Origin of the sequence: Paraburkholderia sp. A1RI_3L, assembly GCF_048957895.1 — a bacterium.
Lineage (GTDB): Bacteria > Pseudomonadota > Gammaproteobacteria > Burkholderiales > Burkholderiaceae > Paraburkholderia > Paraburkholderia kururiensis.
In genome coordinates, this window is sequence record NZ_JARCHA010000010.1 from 229,131 (window position 1) to 247,714 (window position 18,584).

18 protein-coding genes are annotated in these 18,584 nt (G+C 63.0%); 7 read left to right on the forward strand and 11 right to left on the reverse strand.

The window, feature by feature from the left end:
- Positions 1–11 precede the first annotated feature (11 nt).
- The 6 genes from PXJ20_RS24725 to PXJ20_RS24750 all read right to left on the reverse strand — a co-directional run bounded on the left by PXJ20_RS24725 (position 12) and on the right by PXJ20_RS24750 (position 6,464).
- Positions 12–1,421, reverse strand: a complete 1,410-nt coding sequence (locus tag PXJ20_RS24725; protein WP_413215508.1) for an MFS transporter — start codon at positions 1,419–1,421, stop codon at positions 12–14.
- A gap of 108 nt (positions 1,422–1,529) precedes the next feature.
- The gene (locus tag PXJ20_RS24730) at positions 1,530–3,137 is read right to left on the reverse strand and encodes a bifunctional 3-(3-hydroxy-phenyl)propionate/3-hydroxycinnamic acid hydroxylase (protein ID WP_421031792.1); all 1,608 of its coding nucleotides are present in this window, start codon (positions 3,135–3,137) and stop codon (positions 1,530–1,532) included.
- A gap of 2 nt (positions 3,138–3,139) precedes the next feature.
- Positions 3,140–4,006 carry a fumarylacetoacetate hydrolase family protein gene (locus PXJ20_RS24735; RefSeq protein WP_126879064.1) on the reverse strand — a complete coding sequence of 289 codons (867 nt, stop codon included), beginning with the start codon at positions 4,004–4,006 and terminating at the stop codon, positions 3,140–3,142.
- Positions 4,007–4,071: 65 nt separating this feature from the next.
- The gene (locus PXJ20_RS24740; protein ID WP_413215510.1) at positions 4,072–4,995 is read right to left on the reverse strand and encodes a VOC family protein; all 924 of its coding nucleotides are present in this window, start codon (positions 4,993–4,995) and stop codon (positions 4,072–4,074) included.
- Position 4,996: 1 nt separating this feature from the next.
- Positions 4,997–6,025: an amidohydrolase family protein gene (locus PXJ20_RS24745; protein ID WP_277598742.1), complete on the reverse strand. Its 1,029-nt coding sequence runs from the start codon at positions 6,023–6,025 to the stop codon at positions 4,997–4,999.
- A 13-nt stretch (positions 6,026–6,038) separates the two neighbouring features.
- On the reverse strand, positions 6,039–6,464 hold the full coding sequence (locus PXJ20_RS24750; RefSeq protein ID WP_126879061.1) for a GlcG/HbpS family heme-binding protein: 426 nt from the start codon (positions 6,462–6,464) through the stop codon (positions 6,039–6,041).
- 164 nt (positions 6,465–6,628) lie between these two features.
- Here PXJ20_RS24750 and PXJ20_RS24755 point away from each other — a divergent pair, with 164 nt between their 5' ends.
- The 3 genes from PXJ20_RS24755 (at position 6,629) to PXJ20_RS24765 (ending at position 9,873) form a co-directional block, all read left to right on the forward strand.
- Complete coding sequence (locus PXJ20_RS24755) at positions 6,629–7,363, forward strand: GntR family transcriptional regulator (RefSeq protein WP_017774895.1); 735 nt, start codon at positions 6,629–6,631, stop codon at positions 7,361–7,363.
- Between the two features lie 201 nt (positions 7,364–7,564).
- Complete coding sequence (locus tag PXJ20_RS24760; RefSeq protein WP_421031791.1) at positions 7,565–8,668, forward strand: porin; 1,104 nt, start codon at positions 7,565–7,567, stop codon at positions 8,666–8,668.
- 20 nt (positions 8,669–8,688) lie between these two features.
- Complete coding sequence (locus tag PXJ20_RS24765; RefSeq protein ID WP_413215513.1) at positions 8,689–9,873, forward strand: methyl-accepting chemotaxis protein; 1,185 nt, start codon at positions 8,689–8,691, stop codon at positions 9,871–9,873.
- Positions 9,874–10,113: 240 nt separating this feature from the next.
- On the opposite strand, the gene PXJ20_RS24770 is transcribed toward PXJ20_RS24765, so the two are convergent.
- The 4 genes from PXJ20_RS24770 to PXJ20_RS24785 all read right to left on the reverse strand — a co-directional run bounded on the left by PXJ20_RS24770 (position 10,114) and on the right by PXJ20_RS24785 (position 14,021).
- Entirely contained in the window at positions 10,114–10,905 is a 792-nt protein-coding gene (locus PXJ20_RS24770; protein WP_017774891.1) for an SDR family NAD(P)-dependent oxidoreductase, read from the reverse strand.
- Positions 10,906–10,989: 84 nt separating this feature from the next.
- Positions 10,990–11,568, reverse strand: coding sequence for a helix-turn-helix domain-containing protein (locus PXJ20_RS24775; protein WP_413215515.1), 579 nt, complete (start codon positions 11,566–11,568; stop codon positions 10,990–10,992).
- A gap of 153 nt (positions 11,569–11,721) precedes the next feature.
- A complete protein-coding gene (locus tag PXJ20_RS24780; RefSeq protein ID WP_026121453.1) occupies positions 11,722–12,363 on the reverse strand; it encodes a response regulator in 642 nt (213 codons plus the stop codon).
- 14 nt (positions 12,364–12,377) lie between these two features.
- A complete protein-coding gene (locus PXJ20_RS24785; RefSeq protein WP_421031790.1) occupies positions 12,378–14,021 on the reverse strand; it encodes a histidine kinase in 1,644 nt (547 codons plus the stop codon).
- A 289-nt stretch (positions 14,022–14,310) separates the two neighbouring features.
- Between PXJ20_RS24785 and PXJ20_RS24790 the strand changes: the two genes are divergently transcribed.
- Positions 14,311–15,225: an alpha/beta fold hydrolase gene (locus tag PXJ20_RS24790; protein ID WP_205703019.1), complete on the forward strand. Its 915-nt coding sequence runs from the start codon at positions 14,311–14,313 to the stop codon at positions 15,223–15,225.
- 585 nt (positions 15,226–15,810) lie between these two features.
- Here the strand turns inward: PXJ20_RS24790 and PXJ20_RS24795 are convergent.
- A complete protein-coding gene (locus PXJ20_RS24795; RefSeq protein WP_421031789.1) occupies positions 15,811–16,245 on the reverse strand; it encodes a winged helix-turn-helix transcriptional regulator in 435 nt (144 codons plus the stop codon).
- A gap of 109 nt (positions 16,246–16,354) precedes the next feature.
- Here PXJ20_RS24795 and PXJ20_RS24800 point away from each other — a divergent pair, with 109 nt between their 5' ends.
- The 3 genes from PXJ20_RS24800 to PXJ20_RS24810 are packed head-to-tail and all read left to right on the forward strand — an operon-like array spanning position 16,355 to position 18,571.
- A complete protein-coding gene (locus tag PXJ20_RS24800) occupies positions 16,355–16,972 on the forward strand; it encodes an FMN-dependent NADH-azoreductase (protein WP_413215545.1) in 618 nt (205 codons plus the stop codon).
- Positions 16,973–16,976: 4 nt separating this feature from the next.
- Positions 16,977–17,630, forward strand: coding sequence for an NAD(P)-dependent oxidoreductase (locus PXJ20_RS24805; RefSeq protein ID WP_421031788.1), 654 nt, complete (start codon positions 16,977–16,979; stop codon positions 17,628–17,630).
- A 29-nt stretch (positions 17,631–17,659) separates the two neighbouring features.
- Positions 17,660–18,571 (forward strand): oxidoreductase, encoded by a 912-nt coding sequence (locus PXJ20_RS24810; protein WP_421031787.1) that lies wholly within the window; start codon positions 17,660–17,662, stop codon positions 18,569–18,571.
- Positions 18,572–18,584: the final 13 nt, after the last annotated feature.

Sequence of the window (18,584 nt, forward strand, 5' to 3'; positions counted from 1 at the left end):
AACAACGCGGATCACTTTGAACCATTCGGCTGTGCGGAACCGGGCATGGTCGATACCGAAGGTGCCGAACTGTCGGCGCTCGCAATATCGCTCGATCGCGTTGCCGTGATCTCGGTGCGGCCGAGGGCGATCACGAGGGCCGACAGCGCCGCGGCGGCACAGAACACGCCGAAGGTGTAGCTCGGGTCTGGATTGATCGAAACGACAAGCCCAATGATGAAGGGTCCAAGAATGCCGCCCACGCGGTTTAGCCCGATCGCAATGCCGATTCCGGTGCCTCGCACCTCGGTCCGATAGCACATCGCCTGATAGTTGTTCAGTACGGCCTGCGAGCCGAACATGAAAAAGCCAGTCGACGCGACCGCGACTGCAACGAGTGCCGGCGCTTGCCAAAGAGAAAATGCCACCGCTCCCATCGAAGCCGCAGTGGCGATATATCCCACGATCATGACGCGGATACGGCTCTGGAGCTTGTCGGCCAGCCATCCCATGGAGATGCCGCCCACGACGGACGCGGTCATGACGAGCGTTCCGTACGCGAACGCCGACGTGACACCTTCACCACGATTCACGACGAGCGACGGTAGCCAACCGGTGAGGCCATGGATGCAAAAGAGACTAAGAAAGCCGGTGATCCAATGCACGATCGTATTTCTGCGATACAACGGCCCGACAAGATCTGCAATCGAGCCAACACGGGTGGCCTTGACCGCAGTCGCCAACACCGCATCGCGATATAGCTCGCTGCGCTCGGGCCGCAGTCGCGAAAGAAGTTGGCGCGCCTCGTCAAAGCGCCGGCGAATTAGCAGGTATTGAATGGATTCGGGAAGCCAGATGGTCGCGACAGCGGCGACAACGGCAGACAGGATCCCGATGTAGTAGAGGGATTGCCAGCCGAAACGCGGGGTAAGAAGAATTCCTGCGACCCCTGCGAATATCCCGCCCGCCGAGAAGCCGAATTGAAAAACCCAGGTGGCGTAAGTATTCGCGTGCTTTCGCGGCGCCCACTCGTTGATACACGTGAGCGCCAGCGGTGTGACCATCCCGAGGGCTGTTCCCAGTACGAGTCGAAGTAGAGCGAAAGCCAGCGGCGTGTGAGCCACGGTTGCCAGCGCGCCGCTCGCCGCCGTCAACAACCAGAGTGCGAGCAACATCACGCGTCGACGCCCGAATCGATCCGACAGCAATCCTTGAACTACCGATCCGATCGAGAGCCCGACGATACCGCTCGAGAGCATGACGCCGATCATCGCCGGCGACGGTTGCCACGACTTCCTGACGAGCGGGATGACGTAAGCCGCATTGAAGAGATCGAATCCGTCGAAAAACATGATGAATCCGACCAGAATCGCGAAGGTTATATGAAACCTCCCGATGGGGGCGAGCGCCAGTTCCTCGCGAGCGTTGATGGACGTGGCCAAGATTGTCTCCGTGTTGTGTAGTGTCGGCGCCGCCTCTTGAGGGCGGCTTCACCGGTGGGTGCATGCGGGGAGCGGGCATGATGAAGGCCGCGCTCCGCTTGCGAGGTGTCATCCGTGCAGCGCTGCCTCCAGTTCCTCGAGCGATGCGGCGAGCGTCGCCGCATCGCTCGCTACGCCGTAGACGTAGTGGTCGGGACGCACGATCGCTGCGCTGCATTCGTTGCGCCGGAACCAGGCCGAGAGCACGCCATCCACTTCCACGACGCGATGCACGCCGGACCATGCGGCCGCCCGATTCACGTCGCCGTCCGGCACGAGTTCGACAAGCTGCGCGCCGATGCGCTGCGCGGCATCGCGCGCCGCCTGCGAAACCGGCTCGCTACCCAGCGTGACGATGCGCCAATGGCCGCCCACTACGGTATCGAGCAAGGCCGCATTGGCGCCGTCGCCACCGTCGGCAACCACGGCATCAACACGCACGCGCGGCTGCGGAAACAGCGTGCCGTTGGCAGCATGCGCGACGCTCGCAAGCAAACCCGCTTCGAGCTTCGGCACGATGTCCTGGCGCGCAATCGTCCTGATCTGGCCGGCCGCTTCACGCAAGAGGCGTGCATCGCGCTCGCGTGCTGCAGCAACGTCGCGCTCGCAGATCACCTTGCCGAGTTCCTTGATGCGCGTGGTGAGCTGCCGCACGTGCAGGCCGCGCTCCGCGGCGTAGCTGTCGAGCAGCGCGGGCTGGGCCGTGCCGCTCATCACGGCGTCGAGCTTCCAGACGAGATTCACCACGTCGCGAATGCCCTGGCACATCCCCTGACCAATGAACGGCGGCTGCTGATGCGCCGCGTCGCCGGCAATGAAAATGCGCCCACGCCGCCATTCCTGCGCGACAAGCGCATGAAAGCGATAACTCGCGGCGCGCCACAGTTGACCGTCTTCAGGCGAAAGCCAGCGCGACAGCAGCTTCCACACCTGCGCCTCGGTCTGCATCTCGCGCGGATCTTCGCCGGGCATCAGCATGATTTCCCACCGACGGTGCGCGCCCGGCCCCACCACATAGGTGCACGGCCGCGACGGCTCGCAGTACTGCACCGCCACCTTCGGCAGCTTCGCAAGGCCGCTTTCGTTCACGCGCACGTCGACCACGAGCCAGGGCTCGTCGAACACGAGGTCTTCGTAGGCGATGTCCAACTGCGTGCGCACCGTGCTCGATGCGCCGTCGCAGCCTATGAGGTAGTCGCACGTGACGGCGCGCGTGGCGCCTGCGTCGTCCTTCAGTTGGACGCTCACACCGTGCGCGGTTTGATCGAAGCTCACGAGTTCCGTGCCGAGCGCCACTTCCACCGATTCATACGCGCTCGCATGCTCGCGCAAGGCCGCTTCCACCGGGGGCTGCGTAAACACCATGGTCGGCATGTAGCCGAGGGGCCAGGGCTTGGGCACCGTGTCGATGCGTTTGATGAGCTGGCCGTCCACGCCGTAGTACTCCGAAGGCGGAAACACGGCGATGTGTTCGGCGATTTCCTCGACCACGCCAAGGCCCTGGAACACGCGCATGATCTCGTGATCGACGGCGATGGCGCGCGGCTTGTCGTACACCTCGCGCGCGCGGTCCACGCACAGTACCTTGCGGCCAAGCTGCCCGAGCAAAGCGGTTGCCACGGCGCCGGACGGCCCGAAGCCGACCACGATCACTTCGTAATGGTTACTCGTCGCCATCGTCACGCACCCGCTTCGTCCTGCACCGTGTTGCGCAGACGGCCCACGCGTTCGATGTCTACTTCCACGACATCGCCGTGCTTGAGCCACACCGACGGATCGCGCGCCCAGCCCACGCCGGCGGGCGTGCCCATCGCCACGACGTCACCGGGTTCGAGCGTCAGGCACTCGGTCAGCAGCTCGATGGTTTCGGCCACGCCCCAGATCATGTCGCTCGTGCTGGCCTGCTGCATCACCTGCCCGTTGAGGATGAGGCGCAACGTGAGGCCTTCGCCACCGGGCGGCAGATCGTCGGCGGTCACGAGCCACGGGCCGAACGCGCCCGTGCCGTCGAAGTTCTTGCCGATGGTCCACTGCGTCGTGCGCTTCTGATAGTCGCGCACCGAAACGTCGTTGAAGCATGCGTAGCCGAACACGTAGTCCAGCGCGTTTTCACGCTTCACGTGGCGCGCGCGCTTGCCGATCACGATCATGAGTTCAGCCTCGTAATCGAGCTTTTCCGACACACGCGGACGGATCACCGGGTCTTCGTGCGCGATCAGCGAAGAGGCGCCGCGAAAGAAGATGAGCGGATAAACGGGCTTCAGATTGCCGCCCTCTTTCGCGTGGTCGTAGTAATTGTGGCCGAGGCAGACGATCTTGCCAGGCTCCGGCACGACGGGCGCAAGTTCGAGCGACGCATAGGGCGCGCGATGCTCGCCGCTCGCGATAGCACGTTGCGCGGCCGCGTTGAGGTCCACGCCGGCCTTGAGCGCCGCGCGCAGATCCGCCGGCACGCGGGCGTCGGCTTTGTTGAGATCGACGACGTGCTCGCCGTCCAGAACACCCAGGCGCGTGGTGTCGCCCGATCGGAAAGTAACCAGTTTCATGATGTATTCGAGTTATCGGATGAATCAATCGGTTGAGGGAAACGTTCTTTCAGGGCAGATGCCGCTCAGTTGTCGCTCAGTGCCGCAACACCTTGCGGCCGGCGAAAGAAGATGGTTTTCTGCGCGGTCTTGAGGCGTTCGGACGGCGCGCGCCCCACGCCCCACTGATCGATGCGCCCGGGCGGCCACTTCCAGTCGTCCGGGCCGCCCGTGCGGTAGCTGTCGTCCACCTGTAGCACCTCGGCTGTGTATTCGATGACGAAATCGGCGGGCCCGAGGAAATACGCGAACACGTTGTTGCCCGGCCCGTGGCGCCCCACGCCCCATTCCACCGGATAGCCCGCGTCGTTCATACGGCCACCGCCGCGCATCACGGAATCGAGGTCCGGCATCAGAAAAGCGATGTGATTGAGCGTGTTCTCCTGCGCATCGGCGAGCGCGATGCTGTGGTGATCGCTCGAACAGCGCATGAAGGCCATGATGCGCGTGCGGTCGGACAGCCTGAAGCCCAGCGCGTTTTCGAAGAACGCCTGCGCGACCGCCACGTTCTCGCTGTTGAGCACGACGTGCGTGATCTTGATGGGACGGTCTTTCACGCTTTGCGTATCCGCATGGCTGCGCGCGCCCGCGATGAAGCGCAGCACGCGCCCCTGCGGATCGAGTGCTTCGAGCATCGAGCCGCCGCCTGGCATCGTCGTGGGTGCGGGACCGGAGATCACGGTGCCGCCATGCAGGACGATGGACTGCGCGAGCGTATCGAGGTGCGCGACGTCGGCCACACTGAACTCGATGGCGCGCACGTCGGCACGTTCGCTCTGCGCGAGCGTGAGGATGTGGTGTGCGGCACCCGTGCCGCGAAAGTAGACCTTTTCCGGGCGTCGCGTGAGTTCGGTGAGATGCCAGGTGTGTGCGTAAAAGGCCGCGGCCAGTTCGAGATCCGGTACGCCGATCTCGATGCCTCTCAGGCCGGTGACGAGGCACTGCGTCATGTCATGCTCCGTTGCTGATGCCCAGAAATTCCCGGGCGTTGCGATAGATGAGCCGTTCGGCGGCCGCGGCGTCGAGCCCGAGTCGGACTACGCCGCCCACGGGATCGTGCTCGCGGAACGCGAACGGGTAATCGGTACCCAGCATCACGCGCGTGTCGCCAAACGTTTCGACGAGATGGCGCAGCGTGGCCGGATCGAACACGAGCGAGTCGTACCAGAGGCCGCGTGCCTGCTCGCGCGGCGCGGCCTGAAGCGTCTCGCGCAGCGGCGCGAAAACGCGGCTGGCCTGTTCGAGGCGGGGCAGCAGCGAAGCCAGGGTACCGCCGCCGTGACTGAAACCAATACGAAGTTTCGGATACCGCACGATCAGGTTAGACGTGATGGCCGAAGCGGCGGCGAGCCCAACGTCGGACGGAAAAGCGAGCGCCTGCACCAGCTGCGCGGGACCGACGAGACGCTCCTTGCCAGCCGGTCTGATCGCATGGACGAATACCGCCGCGCCAAGCGCTTCGCAGGTTTCGAAAAACGCGTCGAACTGCGGAGCGCCCACCGGCGCGCCATTAATGTTGCTGCCAATTTCCACGCCCGCAACACCCGGCATCGCCATCAGCCGTTCGAGTTCGCGGATCGCCGCGTCCACGTCCTGCAGCGGCACCGCGCCGAGCCCGACGAGTCGCCCCCTGCTCGCCTCCACCATGCCTGCAATCGTGTCGTTGAGGTACTGCAACAGCGGCAGCGCATCGGCCGCCGCCATCCAGTAGGAGAGCAACTCGGGCATGGGCGAGATCGCCTGCACGGCCACGTTCTGGCTGTCCATGTCGGCAAGGCGTTTATCCGTGTCCCAGCACAGGTCGGACACGGTGCGATAGATCTTGCCGTCGATCACCACGTGGCGGTGGCAGGCGTGCGCCGGCTGCATGGACGGCCAGTCGCGCGGCACACTCGCGCCCAGATAGCGCGGAAATTCGGCGGGCACGACGTGCGCGTGGATGTCGATGCCGTGGCATGCGCAACGGTAAGCAGCTTGCATGGCGCGCCTCGCGTCAACGGTGCGCGAAGCCCGCTGCGCGCAGACCTTCGATGCAGATGGCTTCGTCCTCGTCCCCCGTGCCGCCGCTTGCGCCTATCGCGCCGATGGTCTGCCCGTTCGGCGCGACGATCACGACCGCGCCGGTCTGCGCGATGAACTTGCCGCCGCACGCGGGCGCGATGGCGTTGAAGAACACCGGGTTGCCGCTGGCGCGCTCGTGCAGCGTGCGCGATGCGATGCCCATGCCGAACGCCGCCGCGGCCTTGCCGTGCGCGATATCCACGCGAAGCGGCGTGGCGCCATCCTCGCGCGTCACCAGCTTCACCTGGCCCGCCTCGTCCAGCACGACGAGCGCCATGGGCCGCAATCCGTCGCGGCGGGCCGCCTGCAGCGCAGCCGCGACGATGCGATTGGCTTGATCCAGCGTCAATGTCTCCATTCCTATGCCTCCAGCGATTCAACCTGTTGCCGATCATAATATATACAAAACTCTCATGTCGACGTTTTTATGTATTTTCAAAGGGAAAACCCCAAAACAGTCAGATCGCACCGGAACCGCGCGCGGATCAGATATACTTTGCGCCAGACGAAACCTCTGAAGGTGTGAAGTTGTCACGCACAGCGATCTCCCCCGTAACGCCCGCAGGCGCCGGCGGCGCCAACGCCAGCGCCGCCACGCTCGCCACGAACCTGTACGACCGCATCCGCGCAGACCTGCTCGACGGCAAGCTGGAGCCGGGACGCCGGCTGCAGATCGAGTTCCTTTGCGAGCAGTACCAGGCCGGACAGACCCCCGTTCGCGAGGCGCTCAATCGCCTGACGTCGGATGGACTCGTGGAACGGCGCGACCAGCGTGGCTTCGCGGTAGCGGGCATCAGCGCGAGCGACCTCCAGGAAATCACGAAAACGCGCTGCTGGCTGGAGGAAGTCGCGCTGCGCGAAGCCTTCGCGAGCCGCTCGGTGGAGTGGGAAGAGGCCGTTGTGCTGGCCTATCACCGGCTCTCCAAGGTGCCGCGTTCGCTCAGCGAAACCGAGTACAAGGAGAACCCCGAGTGGGAGCGCCGCCACCGCGAGTTCCATCGCGCGCTGATCGGCGGGTGCCAGTCACGCTGGCTCATCAGCTTTTGCGACCAGCTTGCCGACCAGCTCTACCGCTACCGGCAGCTTTCCGTGCGGCGAGTGTTTCCGCGACGCCACGAAGGCGCCGAGCACAAAGCCATGCTCGACGCGGTCGTAGCCGGCGACGCGGCGCTCGCCATCAAGCTCCTCACCACGCACTACCACCAGACAGCGGACATCATCCTCGCGGACGCCGATCTGTTCCCGCCTTCCCGCTGACCGCCCTCCCGTCTTACCTGCCGTACTGCCGCGCCCCGTCGCCCCGGGCGCGGCAGCCGTTCGTCCGCGGATTTCACGTCAAATATACAACCTGGTGTTTTCTATAGTTTTGTATATTTTTTATTGACTTCGATTGCTTCATACACAAAACTCCTGCCCTCAGAGAGTGCCGCATCTCGACGGCACCGTTCAGGAGACGACATGAAGCCGCAACTTGCCCCACTCGCCACCGCCGCCCTTGCCGCCGTTGCCGCGCTCAACGCGACGAGCGCCCACGCCCAGTCGGCCGTCACGCTCTACGGAATCATCGATACGGCGATCCAGGCCGCCAACGCAGGCGGCAAGACCGTCGTGCGCGAAGCGACGAGTTCCGTTGCGCCCTCGCGCTGGGGCTTGCTCGGCAAGGAGAACATCGGCGGCGGCTACAACGTGGTCTTCAAGCTGGAGAACGGCTTCAATTCGAATTCGGGCGCCATGGCCAACAGCACGACCTTGTTCAACCGGGAGGCGTGGGTAGGCGTGCAGGGCCCGTTCGGCCAGATCCAGGCCGGCAACAACTACACGCCGTTGTTCCTGACCTACGTGACGTACTCGCTCGGCGAACTCAATGCGCTCGCCTGGGGTAACGCCACCAACAATTACGTATTCGTGCCCTCGGCGCGCACGGCCAACTCGCTGCGCTACACGTCGCCGGAGATGGCGGGCTTCACGCTGCGCGCCCTCTATGCGCGCGGCGCGAACGGATCGGGCGGCGTGCCGCCTTCACTCGGCGACACGCTTTCGGCCAGCGTGAGCTTCAAGGCCGGCGCGTTTTCCGCCGACGCGGATTATCTGCAGCAGCGCTTCGCACCCAGCGCCACGCTCAGCGCAACGACGCCTGTCGGCACGGGACGCTTCTATCTGATCGGCGCGTCATACGACTTCGGCGTGGTGAAAACCGCGGCGCTCTATCAAATGCACCGCAACGCCACGGGCGTGAGCACGTCGATTTCAAGCGCCTACGCAACACCGAATCACGACTTCTATGAAGTGAATGCCCTGATTCGTCATGTCGTGGGCGGCTCGCTGCTGGCAAGCTTCGGGCAGTACTGGCTTCGCTCCGGCGGCGACGGGCATGCGCTCTCATGGGCCTTGCGCTACGACTATCCGTTCTCGAAGCGCACCGGCTTCTACGCCGGCGTGGCAGGCGTGCGCAATCACGGCACGACGGCATTCACCGTGGCCGACGCCGCAGGGCCCGGCATCGCCGTAGGCGCAGGCAAGAACATCACGACCGAGATCGCCGGTCTGGTACACAAGTTCTGACGCCGGAGGCCGAGATCGAGATGAGGAACGTCCGCATTCCCGCCGCGCTCACGCTGATCGTCGGCGCGGGACTTGCGATGTCGCTGACGATTGCTGCCGGTGGCGCGGCGTGTGCCTACGCGTATGCCACGCTCGCCGAAGCGGCGGCCAGCGCGGCGAGCGCGCCGCCCGACGGTGCGCTCGCAACCTACGTTGCCGGCGTGCATCGCCTTGAAGCCGTCGCGCTCTGGAGCTTCGCGGCGCTTGCTCTCGCGAGCGTCGTGCTTGCGTTTGCCGGAAGGCGCTGGCTCGGCGCCAAGGTGGTCCGGCCGCTCGACCACGCCATGCAAACCGTGCACGCGATTGCGCTCGGCGAGTTGCGCGAAGCTATCGTCGTGGATGAGCGCACCCAGGCACGGCGCCTCTTCGCCGCACTCGCCCAGATGCAGCAAGGGCTCGTCGGAACGCTGAGCGCCGTGACCCGCGAAGCGGCGGCCGTCGACGATTGCGCGAGTCGCCTGCATACCCAGAACGCGCGCCTGTCGAGCGGCGCCGAATCGCAGGCAGCGGCCATCCAGCAAACCGCGGCGACGACGCAGCAGATCAGCGAAGGCGTGCAGCGCAGCGCGCAGGTGGCCGAGCAGACCAACCGGCTCGCCGGGCAGGCATCGGAACTGGCGCATGCCAGCCGCACGCGCGTACGTGCTGTGATCGATTCGATGGATTCCATTGCCCGCGATTCGCAGCAGATCAGCGCCGTGGTGTCCGTCGTGAACGAACTCGCGTTCCAGACCAACATCCTGGCGCTCAATGCTGCCGTGGAAGCCGCGCGCGCCGGTCATCAAGGCAAGGGGTTCGCGGTGGTGGCCGGCGAAGTGCGCAGCCTCGCGCAACGCAGCGCCCAGGCGGCGCGCGAAATCGAAGCGCTGATTGGAAGCGCGCGCGGCACGATTGCCGAGGGCGCGAGGTTATGTACCGACGTGGGCAGCGCCATGGACGAAGTGGTGAGCGCCGCGCACGAAGTCGCGCAACTCAGCGACGCCATGAGCCGCTCGGCAAGCGAGCAAAGCCACGGCGTGCGGCAACTCAACGAGGCCATCAAGGACATTGATGCGGTCACACAGCAGAACGCCGGGATGGTGCAGCATCTGATGACTACCACCGAGGATCTCAACGAACGCGCCCGCACGCTTGCCGAAGCGGTGGGCGCCTGGAAGCTCGACTAGACGCCGCTGGCCCGCAAGCGGATGGGCGGCAATCACCGCATCGTGAATTTTCCCGGCGGGCGGGCGCGCCGGCACTGTGCGTCGATGCTGCCGGGTTTCACTGGGCCGCCTTCCATACACAACTCGATCAGATGGCCCTTCAGTTCTTCCAGGCGAACCTTCGGTAAGCGCCACATAACGGTCAGCATTACTGATGAGCGAGAGCGCTCATCTCCCGCCATTGGGGGTGCGGATAAAACACTAGAAAGCGCTCTTGACGACGCCACCGTCGACACGCAACGCTGCCCCCGTCGTCGCCGAAGCCAACGGGCTGGCGAGATACGTTACCATCGACGCGACCTCTTCGGGCGAGGCAAAACGCTTGATGAGGGACGTCGGCCGAATGTTTTCGAAAAACTCCTTTTCGACTTGCTCGAATGTCTTTTCGTCACCCTGTGCCAACGCATCGACAAAGTCGGTAACGCCTCGTGATTTGGTCGGCCCCGGTAGAACGCTGTTCACGGTAATACCGGTCCCTGCGACGGTCTCGGCCAGACCTCGCGACACGCCAAGCAACGCGGTCTTGGTCACGCCGTAGTGAACCATCTCGACCGGAATCTGCACACCGCTCTCGCTGGAGATGAAGATGATGCGCCCCCAGTCGGCGCGCCGCATCGCGGGAAGATACATACGCGCGAGGCGCACGCCGCTGAGCACGTTCACGTCGAAGAAACGGCGCCAGTCCTCGTCGGGGATCTCTTCGAACGGCTTGGGCTCGAAAATGCCCAGACTATTGACGAGAATCTCCACGTTCGGGAACGCACGCACAAGTGCCTCGGCCTGGGCGGCATCGCTCAGATCGCCGGCGAAACCGAGCGGCTTGTTACCCGTCGCCTCCGCAATCGACCGCACAGCCCGGTCGACTGCCTCCTGCGTCCTGCCGTTCACGATGACGCGCGCGCCTTCCGCGGCGAGCCCTTGTGCAATGGCAAGACCGATGCCGGCGGTGCTGCCGGTCACCAGCGCCAGCCGATTCTTCAATTGCATATCCATGTCGTTTCTCCTGGACCTCGTGAATAGAGGCCGCGAGATGCACGAGTGCGGCCCAGTGTAGATTGCTGGGATACGTTTAGATGCTCACGGGTGTCCGGCTTTCGTCGAATGTATTGAACTCGCCCTGTCAGCGATGGACGATCGGCGCTGCTCGCGCCGCCACAATCCTGGCGCGCAGCCAATTTCCCGCCGAAAGATCCTCGAGAAATGCGCTTGATCGGCAAATCCGCAAGCCGCGGCCACGCGGCTGATCTGCTCGTCGCTTGCCATCAGCATCTCTCTCGCGCGCGCGAGCCGCAGCGTGAGAATGTAGGCGTGCGGCGATGTGCTGAAACTGAGCCGGAACGCCCGGAAAAAATGGCTCTTGCTGAGCCGCGTCACGCTCGCCAACTCTTCAACTCGAATCTGCGTCTCAAGATTGCCCGCGACATGATCGATGACCCGTCGCGCTTGCCAAAGCGCCAATCCCTGGGCGCGATATTCAGTATTGCGCGGCTGGATTCCCGTGTTGTTCGCCTGGCAGGCCAGGAGAAGATCCAGCGCCCGCTGGATTTCCTTCCTGGCGCTCTGTCCATCCCGCTCGAGCACCCGGCTTGCACATTGGAGAAGCTCAGTGACAATCGAAACGACATTCTCGTTTTCAACCGACGCGCGCATGGTCATTGCCCTCGAGTTGGAGAGATTCACTCCCGCCGGGCCACACTATCGCGCCGATCGCGTCCGCAATCTATTGATCGGTCGACGGGCACGCGTACCGCGCTAACGGATCATACGGGCCTCATCCATTCGAACTAGAGGCGTGCGAAGTCCCAAAATCTACAACCGGATAAGGCCGCGCCTGCTGCCCACCGCCACCGCTTCCGTGCGGCTCAGGACCTGCAGTTTGCTGAAGATGCTGCGCAGATGAGACTTGACAGTCGTTTCGCCGATGCCGAGGCGCGCCCCGATGTCCTTGTTGCTGCACCCGCCCGCCAGCATGGAGAGGACTTCGAGTTCGCGACTCGTCAGCGCCTCGCCGCTGACACCGGCTGCGAGTTTTGCAACGAGGAACGAAGGAATCTGAGTCTTGCCGGCGTGAACTTTGCGGATGCATTCCAACAGTTCCTCACGCTGAGCGTCCTTGAGCATGTATCCCTTGGCTCCCGCCATGATGGCCCGGGAGATGTCGTGATCGCTGTCGAACGTGGTCAAGACCATCAACCTGGCCGAGGGTTCAGCGCGGCGAATCGCTTCTATCGCGCCCACGCCGTCGAGAATCGGCATGCGCAGATCCAGCAAGGTCACATCAGGACGGCACTCGAGCCATCGGTCGACGCACTGCTGGCCGTTGGTGGCCTCCGCGACCACGACCATGTCCGGCTGCCGCCCGATGATCGCTGCCAGCCCCTCCCGAACCGTCACGTGGTCGTCGGCAATGAGAACGCGTATGGGTGCCGGCTGCTGATTCGTGTCAGACATCGATAGCTCCATCGTCACGCTCGCGGCGCGCCGGACACCACAGAAGGGGTTGGCAGGCGGATCGACACCTCGGTGCCGCGACCGATCGAGCTCGTCAACTTCATGCGGCCCCCCATGGCGTCAATACGCTCGCGTATGCCCATTACGCCAAAGCCTTCATGTTTCGCGGATGAATCGAAGCCGCAGCCGTCGTCCGCACATTCGAGCCGGACGTCCTCTTCGGTGAAGGCAATGGTGACGGCGATACGAGACGCCTTGGCATGGCGAAGCACGTTGGTCACGAGCTCCTGTGCGATCCGGAACAGGTTGTCTTCCCAGTCGCGCGGAAGCGCCCGAGGCACGCCCAGAACGCGGAAATCGGCGCCGAGTGCGACGCCATCGGTCAACCGCCTGATGAGCACGCGTAGGGCATCGGTGACGGCGCCTTCCTCGAGAGGCTGAGGACGCAGCGCCGCAACAGACCGCCTGGCCTCGCTCAGGCTTTCTCGCGCCAGATTGCGCGCCGATGTGACGTGCCGCTCCGCGTCGCGCCCGAGGCCGCGCCGACTGGCGTCTTCTGCAGCCTCTAACTGGACGATGACGCCAGTCAGGCCTTGTGCCAGCGTGTCGTGAATATCGCGCGCGATGCGGTTGCGTTCCGCCGTAATCGCGGTTTCCCGGCCTTGCGCCGACAACTCGGCCAACCGGATCATCAGGGTGGTCTGATTGGTCAGTGCCTGGGCCAGTTCGACCTCCTCGCTCCGGAAGGCGCGGCGCTGCTTGAAGCGAAGTCCGATGGCGCCTTCCAAACACCCGGCGACGACCATCGGCACTAAAAGAACCGTGACGATACCGAGCGGGATCAGCCTGTCGCACAAGGGAAAGGACGGAACGGCCCGAATATCCTCGATAACGTTCGCCTTTCCGGAACGGAACACTTCGGGCCACGGATAGGCCTCGTCCATCGGTAGCGACAGATCCAGCCCGGCGAACCGCGAGTCGGTGTTGGGTATGACGTAACCGTCTTCGAAAGCGTATGCCAGCCCAACCGTGCCGTCGGCCGGATCGCGGCGCCATACGCTCATGCTGTGCGCGTCGAATTGCCGAGACAAGGTCCGCAGGCTGTGCGCGACGAGCCGATTCGGGTCCGGTTCCATCGCGAGGGCATCGAGGGAACTCTTGAGGGCATCGACCTGCGCGCGAGCCAGTTGCTCCGACGCCTGCAATGCCTTCTCAGCGAGCTTGCGTGCTTCGATGTCGATGTTGGCCCCGTACCATTTGAGCACTCGGCCCGTATCGTCCTGTAGCGGCGCGTAGCGAAACAGAAACCAGCGATATTCGCCGTCGGACCGGCGCACGCGTGCCTCGAGCTCACCCGGCAGGCGGCGCATCAGTGCATCGCTCCACTGGGCCTCGAGGCGGGGAAAATCCTCCGGATGAATGGTGCGGGTCCACCCCCAGCCCAACGCATCGTCCATCGCAATGCCCGTGTATTCGCACCACTGTTTGTTCAAGAATTCGACCGGCCCATCGGCGCTGCCGAACCAGGCCAACCCGGGAATGGTGTCGATCGCGATGCGGAAGCTTCGCTCCCAGGATTGAAGGTCGCCGGTCAACGTGGCGTTACCTTGCTCCGTATCTTGCATGGAGACGTGCGCGTTTTCGAGCTGCGTTGTCATGTGGCACCCTTGTTCCGATCGAGGCGCGGTGAAGTGATGAGGTCACTGCACACGATTAGAAATCTGGGTCGACCGTGTGACAAAACCGATCATAGCCGACCGCTCATGCACGAACTTGAACGAATCTATTATGGCCGCAGGCCGCCAATCCTCCCGCGGCTAGCGCCGTGCAGCGCATTCGGAACTTGACGGCAGCGGATCGAGCGACAAGTTCGATACGTTTCTTCAAGCCGCCGATCCGGCGGGCACCTATCGTTAGCGCCACCAACCAGGCCCAAAGGTGCTCATCATGATCCGAATGCTCGCGTCCCTGATTGCATGCTGCTCAGTACTTGCCGCGCAACCTTGTGCGGCTGGCGTGACGCCTTACCCGAGCAGCTTCCGAACCGAAACGATCGCCGCGAACGGAACCCGGATATTTGTCCGCGTCGGAGGACACGGGCCGGCTGTGGTCATGTTGCACGGCTATGGCGAGAGCGGCGACATGTGGGAACCGCTCGCCGCCGCTCTCGCCCAAACCCATACGGTGATCGTACCCGACCTGCGCGGCATGGGCCTTTCCGCCCATCCAGCCACCGGCTACGACAAGAAGAATCAGGGGCACGATGTGGCCGATGTGCTCGACGCGCTGCACGTGGACAAAGTCGACGTCGTTGCCCACGACATCGGCAACATGGTCGCCTTCGCGTTCGTCGCCGAGCAGCCGGAACGCGTCACGCATCTGGTCCTGATGGACGCCCCGATTCCCGGCGTCGGCCCTTGGGAAGAGATTCTGAAGAATCCTCTCCTTTGGCATTTCCGGTTTGGCGGACCCGACATGGAACGGCTGGTCAAGGGTCGCGAGCGGATCTATCTCGACCGGTTCTGGAATGACTTCTCGGCCAACCCCAAGAACTTCGATGAAGCGAGCCGCGTCCACTACGCCAGGCTCTACGCCCGGCCGAATGCGATGCACGACGGCTTCGAGCAGTTCCATGCGTTCGATCAGGACGCTGTCGACAACCAGGCGTTCCTGGCCAACGGCCCGCTGCCGATCCCTGTCCTGGCCGTCGGCGGCGAGAAATCTTTCGGTCCGGAAATGGCCGTTGTCGCCAAGGCGGCCTTCAGCAACGTACAGGGCGCCGTCATCCCCGACTCGGGCCATTGGCTGATGGAAGAAAACCCCAAGGCCACCGTCACCGCAATCCAGGATTTCATTAAATAGGCGCCTCGAACGCCTGGTTCGCTGCCATTCGCAAACCAGTGTCGGCTAACAGCGCGCACCTGGCCGCCCGATCTGATGCAGCGTTTTGTAGAAGGCGAGGCTTGGTCCATCAACGCGGCCTCCGATCTGACTGTGACGCTGGCGATGCAGGTCAGCCTCTTGTTGGCCGGTTGTGTGAGCTTGCCGATGGCCGCTTTAAGGTGCTCCAGCTCGCAAAACCGTGATTCGACTGACGGACCGCTTTGGAGGGGGGCGTCTGAGCGTAGTGGGTCGGGTCACGCCTTTTGCATCGCGCGCACGCCCGTGACGATCGCCGCGCACGGTCGTGGGGCTCTGGTCGGCCAGGAAGCGTCATTGGTTTGCGTCAACGGCGAGACGTTGAGGCGTCCCGTTTGGCTCAGGGAGCGGACACCCAAGTCAGGCTATGCGACTTTTCCGATTGGTCGTGGCCGACTCATGGTTGGATAGATCGGAACATGCAGCACCTTCTCAGCCCACGAAAGATCCGCGTTGGAACAGGTCCCAACGGGAGCCGGCATCTGGATTTCGCCGCTGTATTGGCACAAGCCTACGGTCTGGACCCGTCTATCGACGCTGGTAGACAACGCCCTGAATCAAGACCAGATCTGGCTCCGGCGCCTCGTCAAAACGTTTCTGCGCCTCGGCGATGGCGACTTGATTCTCACTCGCCCAGTTGACCAACGCCATGACAGGCTTCAACAGCGTTCTTCCCATGTCAGTGAGTTCGTAATCGACGCGCGGCGGAATCGTCGGATACATCGTTCGTGTTATCAGTCCGTCGCGTTCCAGTCCGCGCAAGGTGAGTGTCAGCATCCGCTGGGAAATGCCGTCGATGCCGCGCTTCAATTCGTTGAAGCGCCGCGGACCATTAGCCAGCATAGCGACAATGTAGAGGCTCCACTTGTCGCCGATGCGATCCAGGATTTCACGGGTTGCCAGGCAGCCGCCAGCGTCAGGTGCAGGCATATCGGCAGGTAGCTCGGTGTGACTAAGTGACATGCATGTGCCTTCTTGTGGGGAAATGGCAGGAGCCATACGATCCTTTGTATGAATAGGTAATTCAGAATCGAGAGATTACCTAGTTCTTATTTTATACCTAGGAGCCGTCATGAGCCATGCCCTACTTATCACTTCCAGCCCGCGCGGGGCCGACAGCCTTTCCACCCGCTTTGCCACCGAAATCGCCGATGGTATCCAGGCCCGCTCGGGCGGTCCGCTGACCGTGCGCGACCTTGCCGCGAATCCGCCGCCGCACATCACGCCGGCCTACATCCAGGGCCGGATCACGGCACCCGAAGATCGCACACCGGAACAGGTCGAGGCGGTGAAGGTCGCGCAAGAGTTGGTCGATGAGTTGAAGGTCGCCGATGTGATCGTGCTCGGTTCGGGCATGATCAACTTCGGTCTGCCCTCGCAGCTCAAGGCCTGGTTCGATCACGTCACCTGGCCGCGCGTCACCTTCGGCTACGGCGATACTGGGCCGAAGGGGCTGCTGACCGGCAAGAAGGTCTATCTCGTTACCGCTACCGGCGGCGTGTTCTCGGAAGGGGCCTGGGCACCGTTCGACTTTCAGACTAACTATCTGCTGCATCTGCTTGGTTTCATCGGCCTGACCGACGTTGAGGTTGTGCGTGTCGAAGGCACGGTTTTCGGCCCCGATGCGGTGAAGGCCGCAATCGCCAACACCGAAACGGCCATCAAAGCCTTGTTGGCGAAGGCTGCGTGACCTCATGGCCGGGAAAAAAACCATCGCGCTGTTCGGTGCGACCGGGCCGACCGGAAGGCACATCATCGAGGAAGCCTTGACGCAGGGCTACAAACTGTCGGTCTATACGCGCGACGCAAAGAAACTCGCGCCGTTCGCGGCAAGGGCAGAAATCGTTGTCGGCGACCTCAAAGACCAGCGTGCCATTTCAAAGTGCGTTCAGGGTGCCGATGCGGTCATTAGCGCCCTTGGTCCCAACAGTCTCAAGGTGCAGGGCGATAAGCCGATCATGCGCGGCTTGACCAACATCATCGCCGCGATGAAGCACGCGGGCGTGCGCCGTCTTATCCAGATTTCTACGGCTGCCTATCGTGATCCCAAGGATGGCTTTGCCTTCAAAACCCATGCGTTCACGCTGTTGTTCAAGGTTATCGCGCGCAAGGGGTATGAGGACATCAAGGCGACTGGCGAATTGATCGCCAATTCGGACCTGGACTGGACACTGGTACGCATTCCGAACCTAAAGGATGGTCCCGCCGATGGCCACGTGGATGTGGGTTGGTATGGAAAAACCAGACTCAGCACGAAGCTCTCCAGAGGCAACCTTGCGAAGTTCCTGGTCGACCAGGTGACCGACAGGAAGTTCGTGCGTGCCGCGCCATGCATTGCTAACCATTGACGCAATAACGTCTCGACACGGTTCACGCCATGAGCGGATTCACCCATGCTGATGTACCCGATCAATCGGGCAAGACCTTTATTGTCACCGGCTCCAACACCGGCATAGGCCTTGAAATAGCGAGTACGTTGGCGGCACGGCGAGCCAGGGTGCTTCTCGCGTGCCGCGATGAGGCGAAGGCGGAAGCTGCTATTAGCCGGATTCGTCTGAAGACCCCTGAAGCGAATCTCGCATTCCTGCCGCTTGACCTCGCAGACCTGACGAGCGTGCGGAACGCAGCAAAACTGGCCGAAAAGGAACCGCGCATCGACGCGCTCATCAATAATGCGGGCGTGCAAGGGCCGAAGCTGAAGCGCACGGTGCAAGGCTTCGAGCTGACATTCGGCGTCAATCATCTTGGTTGCTTTGCGTTCACTGCGCTCATGTTGCCCAGGCTCACGGAAACATCCGGGTCGCGCATCGTTGTCACGAGCAGCGGTCTGCACAAGAGCGCGAAGATCGAATGGGACGATCTTGATGCGGAGAGGAGTTACAAGTGGATGCCTCGCTATGCAGCCAGCAAGCTTGCGAATCTGCTTTTTGTCTTTGAGCTGGATCGGCGACTGCGGGCGGCGGGGATACCTGTTGCGGCTGTGGCCTGCCACCCGGGTCTTGCTGGAACCAACCTTGCGCGCGATAGCTGGTGGGGCAGCATCGCAATGTCATTGATCGGCCTGTTTTTCAACACGTCGGCTCAGGGCGCGTGGGGCGCATTGCAAGCGGCGACCGGACAAATAAAGTCCGGCGGCTATTACGGGCCGACGAAAACTTCCGAATTGCGAGGCCCCTCTGGTGAATGCACTCCGTCTCGGGACGCGCGAAATCCAGAACTCGCAAAACGACTGTGGGACGTATCGGTTCAACTGACCGGAATCGATGCCGAGCTACCTTCAAATTCATAGCGTGCAGATCAGA

What these genes read in the sequence shown, in the direction of transcription:
- PXJ20_RS24800 (WP_413215545.1), top strand. Translation starts at nt 16,355, where the DNA reads ATGAGCCATGCCCTACTTATCACTTCCAGCCCGCGCGGGGCCGACAGC.
- PXJ20_RS24805 (WP_421031788.1), top strand. Translation starts at nt 16,977, where the DNA reads ATGGCCGGGAAAAAAACCATCGCGCTGTTCGGTGCGACCGGGCCGACC.
- PXJ20_RS24790 (WP_205703019.1), top strand. Translation starts at nt 14,311, where the DNA reads ATGATCCGAATGCTCGCGTCCCTGATTGCATGCTGCTCAGTACTTGCC.
- PXJ20_RS24745 (WP_277598742.1), bottom strand. Translation starts at nt 6,025, where the DNA reads ATGCAAGCTGCTTACCGTTGCGCATGCCACGGCATCGACATCCACGCG.
- PXJ20_RS24795 (WP_421031789.1), bottom strand. Translation starts at nt 16,245, where the DNA reads ATGTCACTTAGTCACACCGAGCTACCTGCCGATATGCCTGCACCTGAC.
- PXJ20_RS24730 (WP_421031792.1), bottom strand. Translation starts at nt 3,137, where the DNA reads ATGGCGACGAGTAACCATTACGAAGTGATCGTGGTCGGCTTCGGGCCG.
- PXJ20_RS24810 (WP_421031787.1), top strand. Translation starts at nt 17,660, where the DNA reads ATGAGCGGATTCACCCATGCTGATGTACCCGATCAATCGGGCAAGACC.
- PXJ20_RS24775 (WP_413215515.1), bottom strand. Translation starts at nt 11,568, where the DNA reads ATGACCATGCGCGCGTCGGTTGAAAACGAGAATGTCGTTTCGATTGTC.
- PXJ20_RS24780 (WP_026121453.1), bottom strand. Translation starts at nt 12,363, where the DNA reads ATGTCTGACACGAATCAGCAGCCGGCACCCATACGCGTTCTCATTGCC.
- PXJ20_RS24770 (WP_017774891.1), bottom strand. Translation starts at nt 10,905, where the DNA reads ATGGATATGCAATTGAAGAATCGGCTGGCGCTGGTGACCGGCAGCACC.
- PXJ20_RS24735 (WP_126879064.1), bottom strand. Translation starts at nt 4,006, where the DNA reads ATGAAACTGGTTACTTTCCGATCGGGCGACACCACGCGCCTGGGTGTT.
- PXJ20_RS24760 (WP_421031791.1), top strand. Translation starts at nt 7,565, where the DNA reads ATGAAGCCGCAACTTGCCCCACTCGCCACCGCCGCCCTTGCCGCCGTT.
- PXJ20_RS24765 (WP_413215513.1), top strand. Translation starts at nt 8,689, where the DNA reads ATGAGGAACGTCCGCATTCCCGCCGCGCTCACGCTGATCGTCGGCGCG.
- PXJ20_RS24785 (WP_421031790.1), bottom strand. Translation starts at nt 14,021, where the DNA reads ATGACAACGCAGCTCGAAAACGCGCACGTCTCCATGCAAGATACGGAG.
- PXJ20_RS24740 (WP_413215510.1), bottom strand. Translation starts at nt 4,995, where the DNA reads ATGACGCAGTGCCTCGTCACCGGCCTGAGAGGCATCGAGATCGGCGTA.
- PXJ20_RS24750 (WP_126879061.1), bottom strand. Translation starts at nt 6,464, where the DNA reads ATGGAGACATTGACGCTGGATCAAGCCAATCGCATCGTCGCGGCTGCG.